We start from the raw sequence: 18,681 nt of genomic DNA, 5'->3' as shown, positions 1-18,681 counted from the left end.
AGTACTGATCAAAGTAATAGCAGCAGGTATTAACCGGCCCGATGTTTTTCAACGCAAAGGTAATTACCCGCCGCCTGCCGGTGCACCTGCGGATATTCCCGGCCTGGAGATAGCAGGCGTAGTTGCCGAAGTTGGCGCTGCAGTTACCCGCTGGAAAACCGGCGATAAGGTTTGTGCGTTGGTTACCGGTGGTGGTTATGCCGAATATTGTAAAGCACCCCAAGGTCAGTGTCTGCCCATTCCTTCAAACCTAAGTTACCCTGAAGCAGCCTCCCTCCCCGAAACATTTTTCACCGTATGGAGCAATGTATTCGACCGCGGTGCCCTTCAACCCGGCGAATCATTATTGGTGCATGGAGGCTCAAGCGGCATTGGTGTAACGGCTATTCAAATGGCGAAGGCTTTAGGCAGCACCGTTTACGTAACGGCAGGTTCTGATGATAAATGCAGCTTTTGCGAACAGCTTGGTGCCGATAAAGCCATCAACTATAAAACCGCCGATTTTAAAGAAGAGATCAAAGCACTCACCGGTGGAGCCGGAGTTAACGTGATACTGGATATGATAGGTGGCGACTATATGCCGGGAAACATCGATTCATTAGCGATTGAGGGACGGCTGGTTTTTATTAATGCCATGAATGGCCGCGAAGTGCAGCTTGACTTGAGTAAAGTGATGGCCAAAAGGCTCATCATTACCGGCTCCATGTTGCGAAGCAGGGAAATTAGTTTTAAAGCAGCCATCGCTAAAAACCTGGAGCAAAAAATCTGGCCGCTGATTGAGTCGGGAGCTATAAAACCTGTAGTCTATAAAATATTTAATGCAGAAGACGCGGCGGCGGCTCACCGGTTGATGGAAAGCAGCACGCATACAGGCAAAATAGTGCTGCGTTTTGAACATTAAAACCAAGTATTTAACAATGTTGAAATTATCGTTTAAAAAACTTGATTCAGTATTTAAATAATTGGATAGAAATCTTAACTTTGCGCCTCTGAAATAGCATCTTATACATTCCTGTTACAAATGATGTATGTGGCTGTTCAGTAAAAGCATTTTTTAAAAAACACCAGGTTATATATGCCAAACATTGGAAAAATTTCACGGATCATTGGTCCGGTAGTTGACGTAAGTTTCGCTGATGACGCTCATCTTCCTAAAATTTATGACGCGTTAGAGATCACGAAAGACAATGGCCAGAAAGTTATTTTAGAGGTTCAGCAGCACTTAGGCGAAGACCGTGTACGTGCCATCGCGATGGACTCGACCGACGGCTTGTTACGCGGCATGAAGGTTTTAGATACCGAAGCTGCTATCAAAATGCCGGTAGGCGATAACATCAAAGGCCGTGTATTTAACGTGGTTGGTGATGCTATCGACGGTATCGCTGATCTTGACAAATCAAATGGTCGTCCTATTCACGCAACCCCTCCAAGGTTTGAAGACCTATCTACCGAAACTGAAGTACTTTTTACAGGTATCAAAGTTATCGACCTTTTAGAGCCTTATGCAAAAGGTGGTAAAATCGGTTTGTTCGGTGGTGCTGGTGTAGGTAAAACAGTATTGATCCAGGAACTGATCAACAACATCGCGAAAGCTTATGCAGGTTTATCTGTATTTGCAGGTGTTGGTGAGCGTACACGTGAAGGTAATGACCTTTTACGTGAGATGCTTGAATCAGGCATTATAAAATATGGCGACGCTTTCATGCATTCAATGGAAGAAGGCGGCTGGGACCTATCTAAAGTAGATACCGAAGCCATGAAAGATTCAAAAGCAACATTTGTATTCGGTCAGATGAACGAGCCTCCTGGTGCACGTGCACGTGTGGCCCTTTCAGGTTTAACAATTGCCGAGTATTTCCGTGATGGTGATGAAGATGGTAAAGGCCGTGATATCCTTTTCTTTATCGACAACATCTTCCGCTTTACACAGGCAGGTTCAGAAGTATCAGCGCTATTAGGCCGTATGCCATCAGCAGTAGGTTACCAGCCAACACTGGCAACTGAGATGGGTACCATGCAGGAGCGTATCACTTCAACCAAACGTGGTTCGATCACTTCAGTACAGGCCGTTTACGTACCTGCGGATGACTTGACCGACCCGGCGCCGGCTACAACCTTCGCCCACTTAGATGCTACTACCGTACTTTCACGTAAAATTGCCGAGCTTGGTATTTACCCTGCGGTGGATCCATTGGATTCAACCTCACGTATCCTTAGCCCAGCTGTTTTAGGTGACGAGCACTATAATACAGCTCAACGCGTTAAAGAAACTTTACAACGTTACAAAGAGCTTCAGGATATCATCGCCATCTTGGGTATGGACGAGCTTTCTGAAGAAGATAAGTTAGTTGTATCACGCGCACGTCGTGTTCAGCGTTTCTTGTCACAACCGTTCCACGTTGCCGAGCAGTTCACCGGTTTAAAAGGTGTATTGGTTGACATTAAAGACACCATCAAAGGTTTCAACATGATCATGGACGGTGAAGTTGACGAATACCCTGAAGCAGCCTTCAACTTAGTTGGTAACATCGACGACGCTATCGAAAAAGGCAAAAAGCTGTTAGCTGAAGCTAACGCTTAATAAAGAAGCAAGAAAATAAGATTCAAGAATCAAGAACAGGAATAGTCCTGGCTCTTGATTCTTAGATCTTGAATCTAAAAAAACATGACATTAGAAATTCTTACTCCCGATAAAAAAGTTTACGAAGGCGAGGCCACCTCGGTAACCTTACCTGGTGCTTTGGGATTATTTGAAATACTGAACAACCACGCCCCTATCATTTCCACCCTTCAGGATGGCAAACTTACCGTACGCGGTGGTGCAGCTAAAGAAGAAGTGTTTTTTATAAAAGGCGGTGTTGTGGAAGCATTAAACAATAAAGTAACTGTTTTAGCCGAAGGTATTCAGCACAAATAAACTTTTGCTTTATAAAAATCGTTAAAAAGCCCGGATATAATTATCCGGGCTTTTTTTGTGTCCGTTTTTCCCGGATACAAAACATTATTTATTGTAAAGTACGAAGCAATCGCCTGTTAGCAGAGCGGCCCATGCAAAAAAGCAACTCTGTAACTGCCCTGGGATTGCCTCGTACCTTACAATAGATAATGACGTTTAATAAGTGTTATTTTTCAAAGCCTTGTCCAGTTCTGCTATAAGTGTATCCCCGGATGATGGCCTTTCGCTGTTGTTGTTCACTATTTTACCGTCAGTCCCAATAGTAATATAATGCGGAATACCTGTTACGTTGTATTTCTGACAAACCGGATTTCTTGTCCATCCTTCTGCAATAAGGTTAACACCTGATACATTCAATGAAGTAAGATTACTTTTCCAGGTTTTCTCGTCCGAATCAACACAGATATTCAGGAATACTACATTCTTATCTTTATACCGCTCGTGCAAAGCGGCTGTAGTATTTTTTATTTCGTAAACGCAGGGGCCGCATCCCACACCCCAAAAATCGATATACACCACTTTGCCACGCAGACTTTTTAAGGATACCATCTCTCCTTTATCATTCTTTAAACTAAACTCAGGTGCAGGTTTACCAGGTTTCAACTGCTGCATAGCCGCGTAATATTGTTTAAGACTATCGGCGTATCTGGGCGTTTTAATCTTCGTTATAAAATCCTTATAAACATTGCTCACATCTTCAAATGAATAGCTGCCAAAACCCTCCACTATTGTTCTGGTTATAAACCAATCGCGTATCTCGTATAAACTAAAATTGGCCATCGCCAGGTGATATTCATTCCACACAGGTGCAAAAGGGATCATTTTACTATTCCAATCCGAACCATCTATCGTAGTACTATTCAGTGTCCTGCTAAAACGGATATAATTAAAAAGAAAACTTTTATAAGTATCACAGTTTTTATAGGCAAATTCAGATTCGGTATGATAGGCTCCGGGAGGAAACTGCTGGTTAAGCATGTTCCCTTTGGCACTGGTGTCGCTGATATGCAGGTCGTACTTAGGTAATAAGTGATGTTGGCTCAACAGCCCTATGTATCTATAATAAGCATCAGTGATTAACTTCTGGTCAAGATTCACCGCAACAGTGATCATTTCCTTATTGTATAGATAGTTTATCTTTTCATACTTCATGGAGTCGGTCATCTTACCATTGTATAGGGAGCTTGAGAGGTCCATCAGCTCTTTACGGCAAAGATTATAAACCGACATCATGGTTTGCAATCGTTCATTGATCCGCGGTTTCGGCGATGAAACCTTAAAAGTATTTTTAAAATCTTTGTTATCCCAGTTAACAATTAAGGTATCATTCTTTTGGGCACAAACGGTAATGGCATCATCATTAAGATACAAGTATATATCTTCAGTTTCTCCGTCAATGTTGATGGTTTTGTTAAAATTACCATCCTTATCAACAGGTACAGTCACAGAGTAATTGGTAAAATCGCCGGTTACAGCCATTTCCCAGTATTTATCAGTAAAGTTTTTGACGTTTCCTTTGATTACAGCGGAGGCTTTGGGAACAGGGACAGCTACCGGCTTACTTTCGGCAATTATTTTAACAGGTTTCTTCTTTATCTGGGCAGTTAAACTACCCGTCAAAAACAGAAGAGTTATAAGCAGCAGGTTCTTCATTTTGGTGGATAAGATTTAGATTATATCAAATATATAGAAATAAAATTATTCGAATAAATTCAAATCTTATTTTTAATTCTACAGGTTAATGGTTAGCATTCAGGATCTAACTCAATTATTAGCCAATGCTTTATCGAGTTCGTTAGTGAGTTCAGTTCCAAATGATGGCCTTGCACTATTATTATTTACAATTTTACCATCGCTCCCAATTATAACATAATGAGGAATACCTGTTACATAGTATTTTTGACATACCGGATTATTCACCCAGCCTTCCGCAATAAGATTAATCCCCTCTACATTCATTGAAGCAAGGCTATTTCTCCAGGTTTTCTCATCCGAATCAACACAGATATTCAGGAATACAATGTTCTTGTCTTTATATCGCTTGTGCAAATAAGGAGTAGCATGTTGTATTTCGCTTATACAGGGTGCACAATTAACACCCCAAAAATCAATGTAAACCACCTTACCCCGCAGGTTTTGTAAGGATATCATTTCACCCTTATCATTCTTCAAGCTAAATTCCGGAGCTGGGCTACCCGGCTTTAGCAGCAACATCGTCGCATATAACTGTTTAAGACTATCTGCATATCTTGGTGTTCTAACTTTTGGCATCAAATCTTCGAAAATGCTTTTTGCATCGTTGAATGAACGTGTTCCAAATTTCATTTTCAGCATATAAGTTATATACCAATCACGTAATTCACCCGAAAAGTTGAGGTTATCGATAGCAGCACTATGCCCGCTGATCGTAGGGACAGGATGATCTATCTCTGTTTTCAAAACCGGAGCATCTATTTTTGTTTCCTTCAGCCTTTTACCAGAATTCAGGTAACTGTAAATAAAGTATTTATAATTATTGCAATTTCTGTAAGCAAACTCCGATTTTATACTGTAAGCCTCCGGGCCAAAAAGCTGGTTGAGTTTTTTGGCAACGGTGCTGTTATCAACAACACATAAATGATATTTACCCAATAAGCCGTACTCATCCAATAACCCAGTATATTTATAATACACATCAGTTATCAACTTTCTTGTTTCGGGATGATCAAGATGCGTCGCAGCGGTCAAAATCTCCTTATTATAAAGACTATTGATCTTGCCAAACTTTACCGAATCGGTTATATTATCGCTGTACAAAATATCCGACAATTCCGTTATTTCCTTTCGGTAAAGATTATAAATGGAAATCATGGTTTGCAGGCGCTCATTTATTCCCTTCTTTGGCGAAGAGATATTGAAAGTATTTTTGAAATTTTTATTATCCCAGTTAATAGTTAAGATATCATTCTTTTGAGCGCAAACTGTGATTGCTTCATCGTTAAGATACAAGTAAATATCTTCTGTTTCGCCATCAATGTTGATGACTTTATTGAAGTTACCGTATTTATCAACAGGTATTTTTAGTGAGTAATTAGTTAAGTCGCCTGTTACCGCCAATTCCCAATATTTATCAGTAAAATTTTTAACGTGCCCCTTAATTACGGCGGTACTTTTAGGAGCGGAGATGATTAACGGCTTAAATATAATAGCTGTTTTAGCAGGTTTCTTTATTGTTTGAGCAATGAGAGTTTCCGTCAAAAACAGCAGAATTATAAAGATTAGGTTTTTCATGCAGGTTGATAGATTTAGGTTTAGTCAAAAATATAGAAATAAAACTATTCGAATAAATTCAAATTTTTTTTAATTCTACAAATTAGCATTCACACTTACCCTTCTACAGAAGCATAGAGTTAGTAAGTGTGCTATTTAAAGAGATTGAGGCAACATAAGCAAAAAAGGCAAAGCTGCAGAATAATCCAGTAGATCATATTCAAGCCCGAGCAACCTTATGTTGCGGTAATAGATTTGATGATGATCGTAGTAATATTTTTCCGATTGCAGAAACCAGGCTTTGGGGCCAAGCTTTTCGGCTATGTACCACTTTTCGAGCAGGCGGGCCGTACGTCCATTTCCATCTTCAAAAGGATGGATCTTTACAAAGATCAAATGAATCATGGAGGCAAAAAAGAATACTTCAGCAACAGTAAGCTTTGTTTTTAATAACACATCGATATCATTAAAAAGCATTTCAAGCTTTTGTTGCACTAAATTAGGCGCGCAGGCCACATATTCTATTTTGCCATCGGGTGTTATTACAAACATGTTACCAGTACGTAGCTGTCCGGCGTGTTCTTTTTGCAGTATATGTTTGGTAAGCAGTTTATGAGCTTCTTGAACCGCTCCATAAGTTAGCTTTGTTTTCTGAGCAAATTGATAAGTTTCATAAAGGTCATCTATCTTTTGAGTATAATCCGGCAGAAAATGAACACCAAGCATTTTATGCTTCATGAAGGAATCCAGCTCGATGTTTTCACCCTCGATTTTGGATGAGAAAACAGCAGATACAGATATATAGAAACTAAAGGCGCCTGTGGATAGCTCGCTATCCTTTAATTGCTCAAAACTTTGAGTGATAGTTTGAGGCACCTGGTTGAGATACTCATCCAGCAGATCGACGGGCAATATTTCAAAGGCGAGATCCTTCATTTAGTGTAAAAGTAGTGAAACAAATGTAAGGCAGCATTCAAACTACCACTACAGCAAATCGCAAATTTCCTTGTAACCATTACCTTTAGCCGCGTCACAAATATTTATTCCATCTTTATTAACAAAGGTTTTATCTGCATGATACTGTAGCAATAACTTAACTATTTCGGCCCGGCCTTGTTTAGCAGCCAAAAACAAAGCTGTTTCGCTATCCCGATTTACAGGGTTTGGATCGGCACCTTTTTCAAGCAGTAACTTTACCACATCGTAGTGCCCCTTATAAGAGGCTATTAATAATGGGGTAGATTTATCTTCCGCTTTACAATTTACATCGACACCTTTGATTATCAGCAAGGCAGCCGTTGCTGCTTGTCCGTTTCTTGATGCTATGATGATGGGGTTCCAATTGTGCTCGTCTTTAGCGTTAATATCTGCACCCTTTTCAATCAGATAGGCGGCCATTTCGGTACTGCTGCTTTGGCAAGCCACCATCAGGGGTGTCCAGTTTGATTTTGGAACAAGGCTTAAATCAGCTCCCGCTTCCACCAACATCTTTACAGCTTTAAGATCGTTTTGCCCTACTGCTTTAAGCAAGGGTGTCATATCATTTTTACCCCTTATGTTTATATTTTTTGGTGATTTCAATAATTCGGAAAGCTGATCGTAATTTTTGTTTTCGATGGCAGTAAAGGCATCTTGCGAGAAACTTTTTGTTACGCTAAATAGCAGTAATGTCAGGATTAGGATTTTGTTCATTTAAGCATATGATATCGATGCCTGAAAGTAACCATTTATCAACGTCCATTAGCAAAGCCGGATACTATTTTTTTAAAGTTAAATTACCCATTCCCCCCATTTCAGGCAGAAAATCGGCAACTTACTATGCATGCATAAAAAACATACCGAATACCGTTTTGAACTTTGGTATATTTCATTAAAAATATTATATCTTAAAATATAAAAAATACAGAATTTAATTCCGAATAATTAAAATATAAAAAATAAAATACTTATTTTAAAAAATCAGTGGCGACTATTGTTATTGCCTGATGCTATGGCTACCTTACATATATTGATTTCGGATACCAAGTAAACCAGTATCATTAACACAAATAATTAATAAAACTTCTATCATCCAAATAAAAATGAGTTCATCATCAGATACTACAGCGGCTATAGAATTGAACAAGTATAGCAAAACCTTCACCCAGGACCCAACGCAGCCGGCCGCACAGGCCATGCTTTACGGGATCGGCTTAACCGACGACGATATGCGCAAAGCACAGGTCGGTGTTGCCAGCATGGGCTACGATGGCAACACTTGTAACATGCACCTCAATGACCTGGCCAAGTTGGTTAAACAAGGTATCTGGGATGAGGATATGGTAGGCCTGATATTCCACACCATTGGCGTAAGTGATGGTATGAGCAACGGTACCGAAGGTATGCGTTACTCATTGGTAAGCCGCGATATCATTGCCGACTCCATTGAGGCAGTTACCGGTGCTCAGTATTATGATGGGTTGATCACCCTGCCGGGCTGTGATAAAAACATGCCAGGTTCAATCATGGCTATGGGCCGTTTAAACCGCCCGTCGATCATGGTCTACGGTGGCACTATCAAACCAGGTCACTGGAAAGGTGAAGACCTGAACATCGTATCGGCATTTGAAGCTTTAGGCAAAAAGATTGCCGGCCAGATAGATGACGTTGATTTCATGGGCGTAATTAAAAACGCCTGTCCAAGTGCTGGTGCCTGCGGCGGGATCTATACAGCTAATACCATGGCTGCCGCTATTGAGGCATTGGGTATGAGCTTACCATACTCGTCATCAAACCCTGCGTTAAGTGAAGATAAAAAAGCAGAATGCCTTGCGGCCGGTAAAGCCATCAAAGTATTGTTAGAAAAAGATATTAAACCGTCAGACATCATGACCCGTGCAGCATTTGAAAATGCTATTGTTGTGATCATGGTATTGGGCGGCTCAACCAACGCTGTATTGCACCTGATTGCGATGGCAAAAAGCGTTGACGTTAAATTAACCCAGGATGATTTCCAGGCAGTAAGTAACCGGATCCCGGTACTGGCCGATATGAAGCCAAGCGGCAAATACATGATGGAAGACCTGCACAACATTGGCGGCGTTCCGGCTGTAATGAAATACTGTTTGGAGCAAGGTTGGTTAGATGGCAGCTGCCTTACCGTTACAGGCAAAACCATTGCCGAAAACCTTACCGATGTACCGGCACTGGAATTTGATACTCAAAAGATCATCAAACCTGTTGAAAACCCGATCAAAGCTACGGGTCACTTACAAATTTTGTACGGAAACCTTGCCGAAGGTGGCAGCGTTGCCAAGATCAGCGGTAAAGAAGGCGAACGTTTCACAGGCCCTGCCCGTGTGTTTGATGGCGAGTTTGAACTGATTGCCGGGATCCAAAGTGGTCGTGTTAAAAAAGGCGATGTTGTGGTGATCCGCAATGTAGGCCCTAAAGGCGCGCCGGGCATGCCGGAAATGCTGAAACCAACTTCGGCCATATTTGGTGCAGGTTTGGGTAGTTCAGTAGCACTAATTACAGATGGACGCTTTAGCGGTGGTACGCATGGCTTCGTCGTCGGTCACATCACACCCGAGGCTTACGATGGCGGGTTTATAGCGATGGTGAATGATGATGATGTGATAGAGATCGACGCTGTTGCCAATACGATAAACGTAGTACTATCGCAAGAAGAAATAGCCGCACGCCGTGCCGCATGGCAACAACCGGCGCTGAAGGTTACCAAGGGTGTGTTATACCGTTACGCTAAAAACGTAACTACCGCTGCCGAAGGCTGCGTTACCGACGAATAAGAAAGAGTGAACAAAATGGCTATGAAAAATTGCCATGAATAAAGTGAACACAAGCTTAACGCGTTCATTTTAGCAAATTAGAGAGAAATAGAATAAAATCAGTTTAGCACCCTTAAAAGTGCTATAAATATAAAAAAATACAGGTATGGAAGTTGCACAAGAAACATTAACCACGCCCGCCACCATCGAAACCGTACAGGTTTCCGGATCGGTAGCATTATTGGAAGCATTGATAGCCGAAGGTACCGACACCATTTTTGGTTACCCGGGCGGCGCCATCATGCCCATTTATGATGCTTTATTTGATTACAATGATAAATTGAACCACATACTGGTACGTCATGAGCAGGGCGGCATTCACGCCGGTCAGGGTTATGCACGCACATCAGGTAAAGTGGGTGTGGTATTCGCCACCAGCGGTCCGGGTGCTACTAACCTGGTAACAGGCTTGGCCGATGCCCAGATCGACAGCACACCATTGGTTTGTATCACCGGCCAGGTATTCGCGCACCTTTTAGGTACCGATGCTTTCCAGGAAACTGACGTGATCAACATCACCACACCAGTTACCAAGTGGAACTATCAAATAACCGATGCCACCGAAATTCCGGAAGTTATTGCCAAAGCGTTTTACATTGCCCGCAGCGGCAGGCCCGGCCCGGTATTGATCGACATTACTAAAAACGCACAGATCCAGCTGTTTGATTTTGCAGGCTACAAACCTTGCGATCATATCCGCAGCTACAGGCCAAAGCCAATCGTTCGCCCGCAATACATTGAGCAGGCTGCCGAATTGATCAACAGTGCAAAAAAACCGTTTATCCTGTTTGGTCAGGGTGTTATTTTAGGCAGTGCCGAGCAGGAATTTAAAGCTTTTGTTGAAAAAAGCGGTATCCCTGCAGCATGGACCGTTCTTGGAGCAGGCGCTATCCCTACGGATCATCCGTTAAATGTGGGCATGCTGGGTATGCATGGCAACTACGGGCCCAACGTTTTAACTAACGAGTGCGATGTATTGATCGCCATCGGTATGCGTTTTGACGACCGTGTAACCGGTCGTTTGGATAAGTATGCAAAACAGGCTAAGGTTGTACATTTAGATATTGACCCGGCCGAGATCGACAAAAACGTAAAATCAACCGTACCTGTTTGGGGCGATTGCAAGGAAACACTTCCGTTGTTGACCAAAGCCATCGAAAAGAAAGAACATGCTGAATGGCTTGCTAAATTTAATGATTACACCCGTCAGGAAGTTGAAGCCGTTATCCATAATGAACTTAACCCAACCACGGAAGAAATGACCATGGGCGAGGTGATCAAACAGCTTAACGAGATCACCAAAGGCGAGGCCGTTATCGTGACCGATGTAGGCCAGCACCAGATGGTAGCCTGCCGTTACGCACAGTTCAATAATACCCGCAGCAACGTTACCAGCGGTGGCTTAGGTACTATGGGCTTTGCCCTTCCGGCTGCCATCGGTGCCAAATTTGGCGCGCCAAACCGCACTGTAGTAGCTATTATTGGCGATGGCGGTTTCCAGATGACCTGCCAGGAACTCGGTACCATTATGCAAAGCGGTGTTGATGTTAAGATCATCATCCTTAACAACCGTTTCCTGGGTATGGTAAGGCAATGGCAGGAGCTGTTCAATTCGCGCCGTTACTCATTTGTTGATATTCAAAGTCCCGATTTTGTGGCATTAGCCGCAGCATACCGCATCCCCGGCAAACTGGTTAATGACCGTGCCGAGCTGATCCCGGCATTGAACGAAATGCTGAGCGCACCGGGATCATTCCTTTTGGAAGTAATGGTTACCAAAGAGAACAACGTGTTCCCGATGGTACCGCAAGGATGCAGCATAAGCGAGATCAGGTTAAAGTAACACCCCTCCGGGAATTAAAAAATTGGAATCATGAGCGAACCAGAAGAAAAACAGGAATTTAACATAACGGTTTATACTGAAAACCAAATTGGTCTTTTAAGCCGGATAGCTATTATATTTACACGCCGAAAAATCAATATCGACAGCCTGAATACATCTCCGTCGGAGATTGACAGTATTCACCGCTTCAATATCGTGATCAACGAGTCGGAAGATGTGGTGCGTAAACTTACCCGCCAGATTGAAAAGCAGGTAGAAGTACTAAAAGTATATTATCACACCAACGAAGATGTGATATGGCAGGAATTAGCGTTATATAAAGTATCAACCGATGTAATTGCCGAAAAAGTTAGCGTTGAACGTTTATTGCGCGAAAACGGTGCCCGTGCGGTAGTGATCCGTAAAGATTATACCGTATTTGAAACCACCGGCCACCGCGAAGAAACAGACAACCTGATCAATATTTTGCAGCCTTACGGACTTATAGAGTTTGTACGCAGCGCCCGCGTTGCCATCATTAAAGACAGCGATGGCTTTAACCGCAAGCTCCGTGAATTTGAAAGGCTTGAACCAGGTGAAGACGTGATAGAGAACGAATATCTGAACCAGGGACAAAAGGTGTTTACGATGTAGAGCCTAAAGCTTAAGGCTGAACGCCGAAAGCTAAAACATAAAAAACATGTCATTGCGAGCGCAGCGCGGCAACCGCACACTATACAGAGCGAACTTGCAGAGTTCGCGATTGCTTCGTACCTCGCAATGACGGGAATAAAAGAAAAGAAAGTTAAATTACTCATACAATAAAATCGGCGAGATCACCATCAATCGGTGAGATCCCAAAAATCAAAAAACAATGGCAAAACTAAATTTCGGCGGAACTGAAGAAAACGTAGTAACCCGCGAAGAGTTCCCTTTATCAAAAGCTCAGGAAGTATTAAAAGACGAAGTTGTAGCGGTAATTGGCTATGGCGTACAAGGTCCTGGTCAGGCCCTGAACCAAAAAGACAATGGTATCAACGTAATTGTTGGTCAGCGTAAAGGCACCAAAACATGGGATAAAGCTATCAGCGATGGCTTTGTACCCGGCGAAACACTTTTTGAAATTGAAGAAGCCCTTGAAAAGGGAACTGTAATTTGCTACCTGCTTAGTGATGCAGCGCAAATTGCTTTATGGCCAACTGTTAAAAAACATTTAACTCCAGGCAAGGCCCTTTATTTTTCACATGGCTTTGGTATCACTTTCAACGAGCAAACTGGTATCATCCCTCCTGCTGATGTTGACGTGTTCCTGGTTGCTCCTAAAGGTTCAGGTACTTCATTGCGTCGTATGTTCCTGCAAGGTCGTGGCTTAAACTCAAGCTACGCTATCTTCCAGGATGCTACAGGCAAAGCTTTTGAGCGTGTTATCGCTTTAGGTATTGCTGTAGGTAGCGGTTACCTGTTCGAAACTAACTTCAAAAAAGAAGTTTATAGCGACTTAACCGGCGAGCGTGGTACATTGATGGGTTGTGTTCAGGGTATCTTTGCAGCTCAGTACGAAGTATTGCGCAGCAATGGTCACTCTCCATCTGAAGCATTCAACGAAACTGTTGAAGAGCTTACCCAATCATTAATGCCGCTGGTTGCTGAAAACGGTATGGACTGGATGTACGCCAACTGTTCAACTACTGCTCAACGCGGTGCGCTTGACTGGTGGAAAAAATTCCGTGATGCTACTAAACCAGTATTTGAAGAGCTTTACGAAAGCGTTGCTACAGGTAAAGAATCACAACGTTCAATCGATTCAAACAGCCAGCCAGATTACCGTGAAAAACTGGATGCCGAACTGAAAGAATTACGCGAAAGCGAATTATGGCAGGCAGGCAAAACCGTACGCAGCTTACGCCCTGAAAACCAGGTTGTAGAAGCGTAAGCCCCCTAACCCCCTAAAGGGGGAACAATTACGGGAATATAATTAGCGATGGGCTTAAGCGCCCGTCGCTATTCTTAAAAGAAAATAATACCATGGGACAAACATTATTTGATAAGATCTGGGATGCGCACGTCGTCAGTAGCAATGAGGGCTTTCCGGATATTTTGTATATCGATACACATTTCATTCACGAGGTAACCAGTCCGCAGGCATTTGACGGTTTGCGTACAAGAGGTTTACCTGTTTTCAGGCCAAAACAAACAGTGGCCACTGCCGATCACAACGTTCCAACCATTGATCAGCACCTCCCCATTAAAGAAGAACTTTCACGCTACCAGGTTGATATGCTCACTAAAAACTGTGCGGCATTCGGCATCGAGCTTTACGGCTTGGGCCATCCATACCAGGGTATCGTTCACGTTATAGGCCCCGAGCTGGGCATCACCCGTCCGGGTGGTACTTATGTTTGCGGCGACAGCCATACTTCAACCCATGGCGCTTTTGGTGCTATTGCCTTTGGTATAGGTACATCGCAGGTTGAGCAGGTACTGGCTACACAATGTTTACTGCAATCGCGCCCTAAAAGGATGAAGATCGAGGTAAACGGTAAATTGCAAAAAGGTGTTGGCGCAAAGGATATCATCCTTTACATCATTTCGCAGATCTCGGCTGCCGGTGGTACCGGTTATGCTGTTGAATACGCCGGCGATACCATCCGCTCACTGAGCATGGAAGGCCGCATGACCATCTGCAACATGAGCATCGAAATGGGTGCCCGTTGCGGATTGATCGCTCCTGATGAAACAACTATTGAATATGTAAAAGGCCGCGAGTTTGCCCCTAAAGGCGAAGACTGGGATAAGGCCGTAGCTTACTGGAAAACTTTATATTCTGATGCTGATGCATCTTTTGACGAAGTATTATCCTTTAAAGCCGAAGATATTGAGCCGATGATCACCTACGGAACAAATCCGGGTATGGGCATCGGTGTTACACAACACGTTCCTGAAACTGCTTCGTTTGAAGCCAAAGAGCAGGGATCATACAAAAAAGCCCTCGACTACATGGGCCTGCACGATGATGAAACACTATTGGGCAAACCAATTGATTACGTATTCATCGGCAGCTGCACCAACTCGCGCATTGAAGACCTGCGCCAGGTAGCCGAGTTTGTAAAAGGCAAACACAAAGCCGATAATGTTACCGTATGGGTAGTTCCCGGCTCCAAACAAGTACAGCAACAAGCTATAGCCGAAGGACTGGACAAAATATTTAATGAAGCAGGCTTCCCGCTAAGAGAGCCAGGCTGCAGCGCATGCCTTGGCATGAACGAGGATAAGATCCCGGCAGGTAAATACTGCGTGTCAACCTCAAACAGAAACTTTGAAGGACGTCAGGGGCCGAACAGTCGTACTTTCCTTGCCAGCCCGCTAACTGCTGCTGCAAGTGCAATTACGGGGGTGGTTACGGATATCCGCACCTTTCTGAAGGAAGAGGAATTAGTCTGAACTCGAATTTTAGAGGAATTGAATGAATTAACAGAATGGAAGTTAATAGAAAACGAACACCTGAAGAATTTAAAGATTGTACCAGCAAAATAATTGGCTGTGCCATGCGCGTGCATTCTGCTTTGGGAAACGGTTTCCAGGAAGTAATTTATCAACGAGCCTTAGAAATAGAAATGGGTTTGGAAGGACTTGGATTTGTTCGAGAAATGGAGATGCCTATCTTTTACCGTAACGAACAAATCGGAACAAGAAGAGTGGATTTCTTTGTTGAAGGGGAAATAATGGTTGAATTGAAAGCTATTGCTCAGTTAGAAAACGTTCATTTAGCTCAAGCTATAAATTACCTCGAGGCTTATAACATCCAAACAGGTTTACTTATAAACTTCGGCAGCTTAAGCATGGAGTTTAAAAGATTATTGAATAAAAAATATATCCCAAATCTGAATTAAGGAATTTATTCGATTCGAAAAATTCCATTAATTCAAAAAATTCGAGTTCAGACAATATTATGGCAACTAAAATATTTAAACACATTCAAACCAGCGTAGTGCCTTTGCCTATCGAAAACATCGATACGGACCAAATTATCCCTGCAAGGTTTTTGAAGGCCACTACCCGCGATGGTTTTGGTAATAACTTATTCCGCGATTGGCGTTTTGATGGCGATGATAATCCTAAACAGGATTTCGTACTTAATAACCCAAACTACAGCGGTAAGATCCTCGTTGCCGGCAAAAACTTCGGTTGCGGCAGTAGTCGCGAGCATGCTGCCTGGGCCATTGCCGATTATGGCTTTGATGCCGTGGTAAGCAGCTTCTTTGCTGATATTTTTAAAGGCAACGCGCTTAACAATGGTCTGCTACCCGTACAGGTAAGCGAAGATTTTTTAAAGAAGATCTTCGATGCTGTTTATGCAGATGAACACGCGGTAGTAGAGATCGACCTGGTTGATCAGTTCATCAAAATTGTAGCAACCGGCGAACAGGAAAGCTTTGAGGTTAACCCCTACAAAAAAGCCTGTATGACCAATGGCTACGATGATATCGACTATATCCTGAGCAAAAAGGACGAAATTGCCGAATTTGAATCAGTAAGGTAGTTAAAACGGTAAAAGCTGAAAGGTTAGTAAAACTAAGCAACCCGACAAGCCCAATGAACTAATGAACCAGTGAACTAATGAACCAAAAACACATCCAGAGAGAAGGTAAAGGTACCGCCAAATTATTCGACGAACGGAGTTTAGCGAATGATTATGCAACCCTCGCCCCTCTGCTCAAACCGGGCCTGAAAGTGCTGGATGTTGGTTGCGGCACCGGCGCTATCTCTAAAGATATTGCCGCGTTGGTTGGCGAAAGCGGTCATGTTACGGGCATTGATAACACCGAATATTTTATTCAGAGCGGGCAGGAAACTTACGCTTCGGTAAAAAACATGGAGCTGATCTATATTGATCTGTTCAGCTTTGCGCCGGAGGAAAAGTACGACCTTATTGTTTCGGCAAGGGTATTACAATGGTTGAGTAACCCGGTTGAGGCCTTAAAGAAAATGTATTCGTTGCTGAAACCTGGTGGCACAGTATCCATTTTGGATTATAACCATGAGGCTTTGCAATGGCAGCCTCAACCGCCCGCAAGTATGCAGCGTTTTTATGCAACCTTTTTAAGGTGGCGTGGGGATGCCGGCATGAACAATCACATTGCCGAAGACCTGCCCGAATATTTGCAGGAAGCAGGCTTTACCGGGATCGAAACATTTGATGCCGATGAAGTTTATCAGAAAGGCGACTATAACTTTGTAAACAAAGCGGGCATCTGGGCAAAAGTAGCTCAATCAAAGCAAATGGTTGAGGAAGGCTATATTGACGATGAATCACGCCTGCTGGCCATTGATGAGTACACCCACTGGGTAGAAAATGAGGCCGAGCAAATGGTAATGAAGCTAAAAGAAGTAAGAGGAATTAAACAGGCATAAGTCCTGAAATTATTAACCATAAAATAAAAAATCCCCCTTTAGGGGGTTTGGGGGCATGGGAATTAAAAAACACATTTTAGTAATACCCGGCGACGGGATAGGCCCCGAGGTTACCACCTGGGGTAAAGCAGTTTTAGAAAAGATAGGTCAGGATTTTGGCCACGAATTTACTTTCGATGAAGCCCTGATGGGCCATGCGGGCATCGAGGCTACCGGCAACCCGCTGCCTGATGAAACGCTGGCTAAAGCTAAAGCAAGCGACGCTATCCTGTTTGGCGCTATCGGTCACATTAAATATGATAACGATCCATCGGCCAAAGTTCGCCCGGAGCAGGGATTGTTAAAGATCCGCAAAGAGCTTGGCCTGTATGCCAACCTGCGCCCTATTATTTTGTTTGATGAGCTTTTGGATGCATCAAGCCTTAAGCCTGAGATCCTGAAAGGTACTGATATCCTTTTCTTCCGCGAATTGACTGGTGACGTTTATTTCGGCGAGAAAAAACGCAGTGAAGACCGCAATACAGCGTCAGATCTGATGATCTACTCACGTTACGAAGTTGAGCGTATTGCTATCAAAGCTTACGAGGCAGCCCGTGTACGCGGTAAAAGATTATGCTCTGTTGATAAAGCAAACGTACTGGAAGCATCACGCTTATGGCGCGAGGTGGTACAAGAAATTGCTAAACAATATCCAGACGTTGAAACCGAGCACATGTTTATTGACAATGCCGCTATGCAGCTGGTTAAAAACCCTAAAAAGTTTGATGTGGTATTGACCGCCAACCTTTTCGGCGATATCCTTACCGACGAAGCATCACAAATTGCAGGCTCGATGGGGATGCTGGCCTCGGCTTCGGTAGGTGATGGTACAGGATTTTTTGAGCCTATCCACGGTTCGGCGCATGATATCGCCGGTCAGGATAAAGCAAATCCGCTGGCCTCTATCCTGTCTGTTGCCCTGATGCTTGAAATAAGCTTCGGACTTAAAGAAGAAGCTAAAAAGATAACGGATGCCATTGATAAAACGCTTAAAGACGGCTACCGCACCGGTGATATAGCCGATGCCAATACCGACAAAGCAAAAATTTTAGGCACTACGGCAATGGGCCAAAAAGTGCTTGAATATTTGTAGATAGAGATTAGAGACCGGAGGTTAGAGATCAGGCAAGGAATCGGTGAAATCATCAATCAATCGTGAAATCACCAAAAACAAAATCGGTGTAATCAAAAAATCATCGGTGTAATCATAGAAAACAATGAAATGGAACGCTGATTTGTACGACCAAAAGCATGCCTTTGTATTTAAATACGGAGAAGATGTGCTTGAGTTTCTGGATGTGAAACCTGGTGAGCGCATCCTTGACCTGGGTTGCGGCACAGGCCATTTAACTAAACAAATACAGGATAAAGGCGCC

At 43.1% G+C, this 18,681-nt stretch carries 16 protein-coding genes; 12 read left to right on the top strand and 4 right to left on the bottom strand.

Features of this window, described 5'->3' with window-relative positions:
* The 3 genes from VF500_RS13855 to atpC all read left to right on the top strand — a co-directional run.
* On the top strand, nucleotides 1-901 hold a 901-nt coding region (locus VF500_RS13855), incomplete at its 5' end, for an NAD(P)H-quinone oxidoreductase (RefSeq protein WP_330860233.1).
* Between the two features lie 174 nt (nucleotides 902-1,075).
* On the top strand, nucleotides 1,076-2,581 hold the full coding sequence (gene atpD / locus VF500_RS13850; protein ID WP_121231779.1) for a F0F1 ATP synthase subunit beta: 1,506 nt from the start codon (nucleotides 1,076-1,078) through the stop codon (nucleotides 2,579-2,581).
* An 84-nt stretch (nucleotides 2,582-2,665) separates the two neighbouring features.
* Nucleotides 2,666-2,917, top strand: a complete 252-nt coding sequence (atpC, locus tag VF500_RS13845; protein ID WP_091174059.1) for an ATP synthase F1 subunit epsilon — start codon at nucleotides 2,666-2,668, stop codon at nucleotides 2,915-2,917.
* A gap of 195 nt (nucleotides 2,918-3,112) precedes the next feature.
* Here atpC and VF500_RS13840 read toward each other — a convergent pair whose 3' ends face one another.
* The 4 genes from VF500_RS13840 to VF500_RS13825 form a co-directional block, all read right to left on the bottom strand.
* Complete coding sequence (locus VF500_RS13840; protein WP_330860232.1) at nucleotides 3,113-4,609, bottom strand: TlpA disulfide reductase family protein; 1,497 nt, start codon at nucleotides 4,607-4,609, stop codon at nucleotides 3,113-3,115.
* 111 nt (nucleotides 4,610-4,720) lie between these two features.
* The gene (locus VF500_RS13835) at nucleotides 4,721-6,226 is read right to left on the bottom strand and encodes a TlpA disulfide reductase family protein (protein WP_330860231.1); all 1,506 of its coding nucleotides are present in this window, start codon (nucleotides 6,224-6,226) and stop codon (nucleotides 4,721-4,723) included.
* 135 nt (nucleotides 6,227-6,361) lie between these two features.
* The gene (locus tag VF500_RS13830; protein WP_330860230.1) at nucleotides 6,362-7,141 is read right to left on the bottom strand and encodes a Fic family protein; all 780 of its coding nucleotides are present in this window, start codon (nucleotides 7,139-7,141) and stop codon (nucleotides 6,362-6,364) included.
* Nucleotides 7,142-7,189: 48 nt separating this feature from the next.
* Nucleotides 7,190-7,897, bottom strand: a complete 708-nt coding sequence (locus tag VF500_RS13825; protein WP_330860229.1) for an ankyrin repeat domain-containing protein — start codon at nucleotides 7,895-7,897, stop codon at nucleotides 7,190-7,192.
* 389 nt (nucleotides 7,898-8,286) lie between these two features.
* Here VF500_RS13825 and ilvD point away from each other — a divergent pair, with 389 nt between their 5' ends.
* From ilvD to leuB, 9 genes are all read left to right on the top strand, one after another.
* Nucleotides 8,287-9,993: a dihydroxy-acid dehydratase gene (ilvD, locus tag VF500_RS13820; protein WP_330860228.1), complete on the top strand. Its 1,707-nt coding sequence runs from the start codon at nucleotides 8,287-8,289 to the stop codon at nucleotides 9,991-9,993.
* 145 nt (nucleotides 9,994-10,138) lie between these two features.
* On the top strand, nucleotides 10,139-11,875 hold the full coding sequence (ilvB, locus tag VF500_RS13815) for a biosynthetic-type acetolactate synthase large subunit (RefSeq protein WP_330860227.1): 1,737 nt from the start codon (nucleotides 10,139-10,141) through the stop codon (nucleotides 11,873-11,875).
* Between the two features lie 30 nt (nucleotides 11,876-11,905).
* Nucleotides 11,906-12,508, top strand: a complete 603-nt coding sequence (ilvN, locus tag VF500_RS13810) for an acetolactate synthase small subunit (RefSeq protein ID WP_121231791.1) — start codon at nucleotides 11,906-11,908, stop codon at nucleotides 12,506-12,508.
* Between the two features lie 220 nt (nucleotides 12,509-12,728).
* Nucleotides 12,729-13,787: a ketol-acid reductoisomerase gene (ilvC, locus tag VF500_RS13805; protein ID WP_321555488.1), complete on the top strand. Its 1,059-nt coding sequence runs from the start codon at nucleotides 12,729-12,731 to the stop codon at nucleotides 13,785-13,787.
* Between the two features lie 92 nt (nucleotides 13,788-13,879).
* Nucleotides 13,880-15,295, top strand: a complete 1,416-nt coding sequence (leuC, locus tag VF500_RS13800) for a 3-isopropylmalate dehydratase large subunit (RefSeq protein WP_121231795.1) — start codon at nucleotides 13,880-13,882, stop codon at nucleotides 15,293-15,295.
* A 35-nt stretch (nucleotides 15,296-15,330) separates the two neighbouring features.
* Nucleotides 15,331-15,744 carry a GxxExxY protein gene (locus VF500_RS13795; protein WP_330860226.1) on the top strand — a complete coding sequence of 138 codons (414 nt, stop codon included), beginning with the start codon at nucleotides 15,331-15,333 and terminating at the stop codon, nucleotides 15,742-15,744.
* A gap of 59 nt (nucleotides 15,745-15,803) precedes the next feature.
* The gene (leuD, locus tag VF500_RS13790) at nucleotides 15,804-16,394 is read left to right on the top strand and encodes a 3-isopropylmalate dehydratase small subunit (protein ID WP_114936264.1); all 591 of its coding nucleotides are present in this window, start codon (nucleotides 15,804-15,806) and stop codon (nucleotides 16,392-16,394) included.
* 77 nt (nucleotides 16,395-16,471) lie between these two features.
* Nucleotides 16,472-17,266, top strand: coding sequence for a methyltransferase domain-containing protein (locus tag VF500_RS13785; protein ID WP_330860225.1), 795 nt, complete (start codon nucleotides 16,472-16,474; stop codon nucleotides 17,264-17,266).
* 61 nt (nucleotides 17,267-17,327) lie between these two features.
* On the top strand, nucleotides 17,328-18,398 hold the full coding sequence (gene leuB, locus VF500_RS13780) for a 3-isopropylmalate dehydrogenase (RefSeq protein ID WP_330860234.1): 1,071 nt from the start codon (nucleotides 17,328-17,330) through the stop codon (nucleotides 18,396-18,398).
* The last annotated feature ends 283 nt before the right edge of the window (nucleotides 18,399-18,681 follow it).

Origin of the sequence: Mucilaginibacter sp., from assembly GCF_036383575.1 — a bacterium.
Taxonomy (GTDB): domain Bacteria; phylum Bacteroidota; class Bacteroidia; order Sphingobacteriales; family Sphingobacteriaceae; genus Mucilaginibacter.
This window is presented reverse-complemented; position numbering and strand designations above follow the sequence as displayed.

What these genes read in the sequence shown, in the direction of transcription:
- VF500_RS13835 (WP_330860231.1), bottom strand. Translation starts at nt 6,226, where the DNA reads ATGAAAAACCTAATCTTTATAATTCTGCTGTTTTTGACGGAAACTCTC.
- leuC (WP_121231795.1), top strand. Translation starts at nt 13,880, where the DNA reads ATGGGACAAACATTATTTGATAAGATCTGGGATGCGCACGTCGTCAGT.
- ilvN (WP_121231791.1), top strand. Translation starts at nt 11,906, where the DNA reads ATGAGCGAACCAGAAGAAAAACAGGAATTTAACATAACGGTTTATACT.
- VF500_RS13785 (WP_330860225.1), top strand. Translation starts at nt 16,472, where the DNA reads ATGAACCAAAAACACATCCAGAGAGAAGGTAAAGGTACCGCCAAATTA.
- VF500_RS13830 (WP_330860230.1), bottom strand. Translation starts at nt 7,141, where the DNA reads ATGAAGGATCTCGCCTTTGAAATATTGCCCGTCGATCTGCTGGATGAG.
- leuD (WP_114936264.1), top strand. Translation starts at nt 15,804, where the DNA reads ATGGCAACTAAAATATTTAAACACATTCAAACCAGCGTAGTGCCTTTG.
- atpD (WP_121231779.1), top strand. Translation starts at nt 1,076, where the DNA reads ATGCCAAACATTGGAAAAATTTCACGGATCATTGGTCCGGTAGTTGAC.
- atpC (WP_091174059.1), top strand. Translation starts at nt 2,666, where the DNA reads ATGACATTAGAAATTCTTACTCCCGATAAAAAAGTTTACGAAGGCGAG.
- VF500_RS13825 (WP_330860229.1), bottom strand. Translation starts at nt 7,897, where the DNA reads ATGAACAAAATCCTAATCCTGACATTACTGCTATTTAGCGTAACAAAA.
- VF500_RS13840 (WP_330860232.1), bottom strand. Translation starts at nt 4,609, where the DNA reads ATGAAGAACCTGCTGCTTATAACTCTTCTGTTTTTGACGGGTAGTTTA.
- VF500_RS13795 (WP_330860226.1), top strand. Translation starts at nt 15,331, where the DNA reads ATGGAAGTTAATAGAAAACGAACACCTGAAGAATTTAAAGATTGTACC.
- ilvC (WP_321555488.1), top strand. Translation starts at nt 12,729, where the DNA reads ATGGCAAAACTAAATTTCGGCGGAACTGAAGAAAACGTAGTAACCCGC.
- ilvD (WP_330860228.1), top strand. Translation starts at nt 8,287, where the DNA reads ATGAGTTCATCATCAGATACTACAGCGGCTATAGAATTGAACAAGTAT.
- ilvB (WP_330860227.1), top strand. Translation starts at nt 10,139, where the DNA reads ATGGAAGTTGCACAAGAAACATTAACCACGCCCGCCACCATCGAAACC.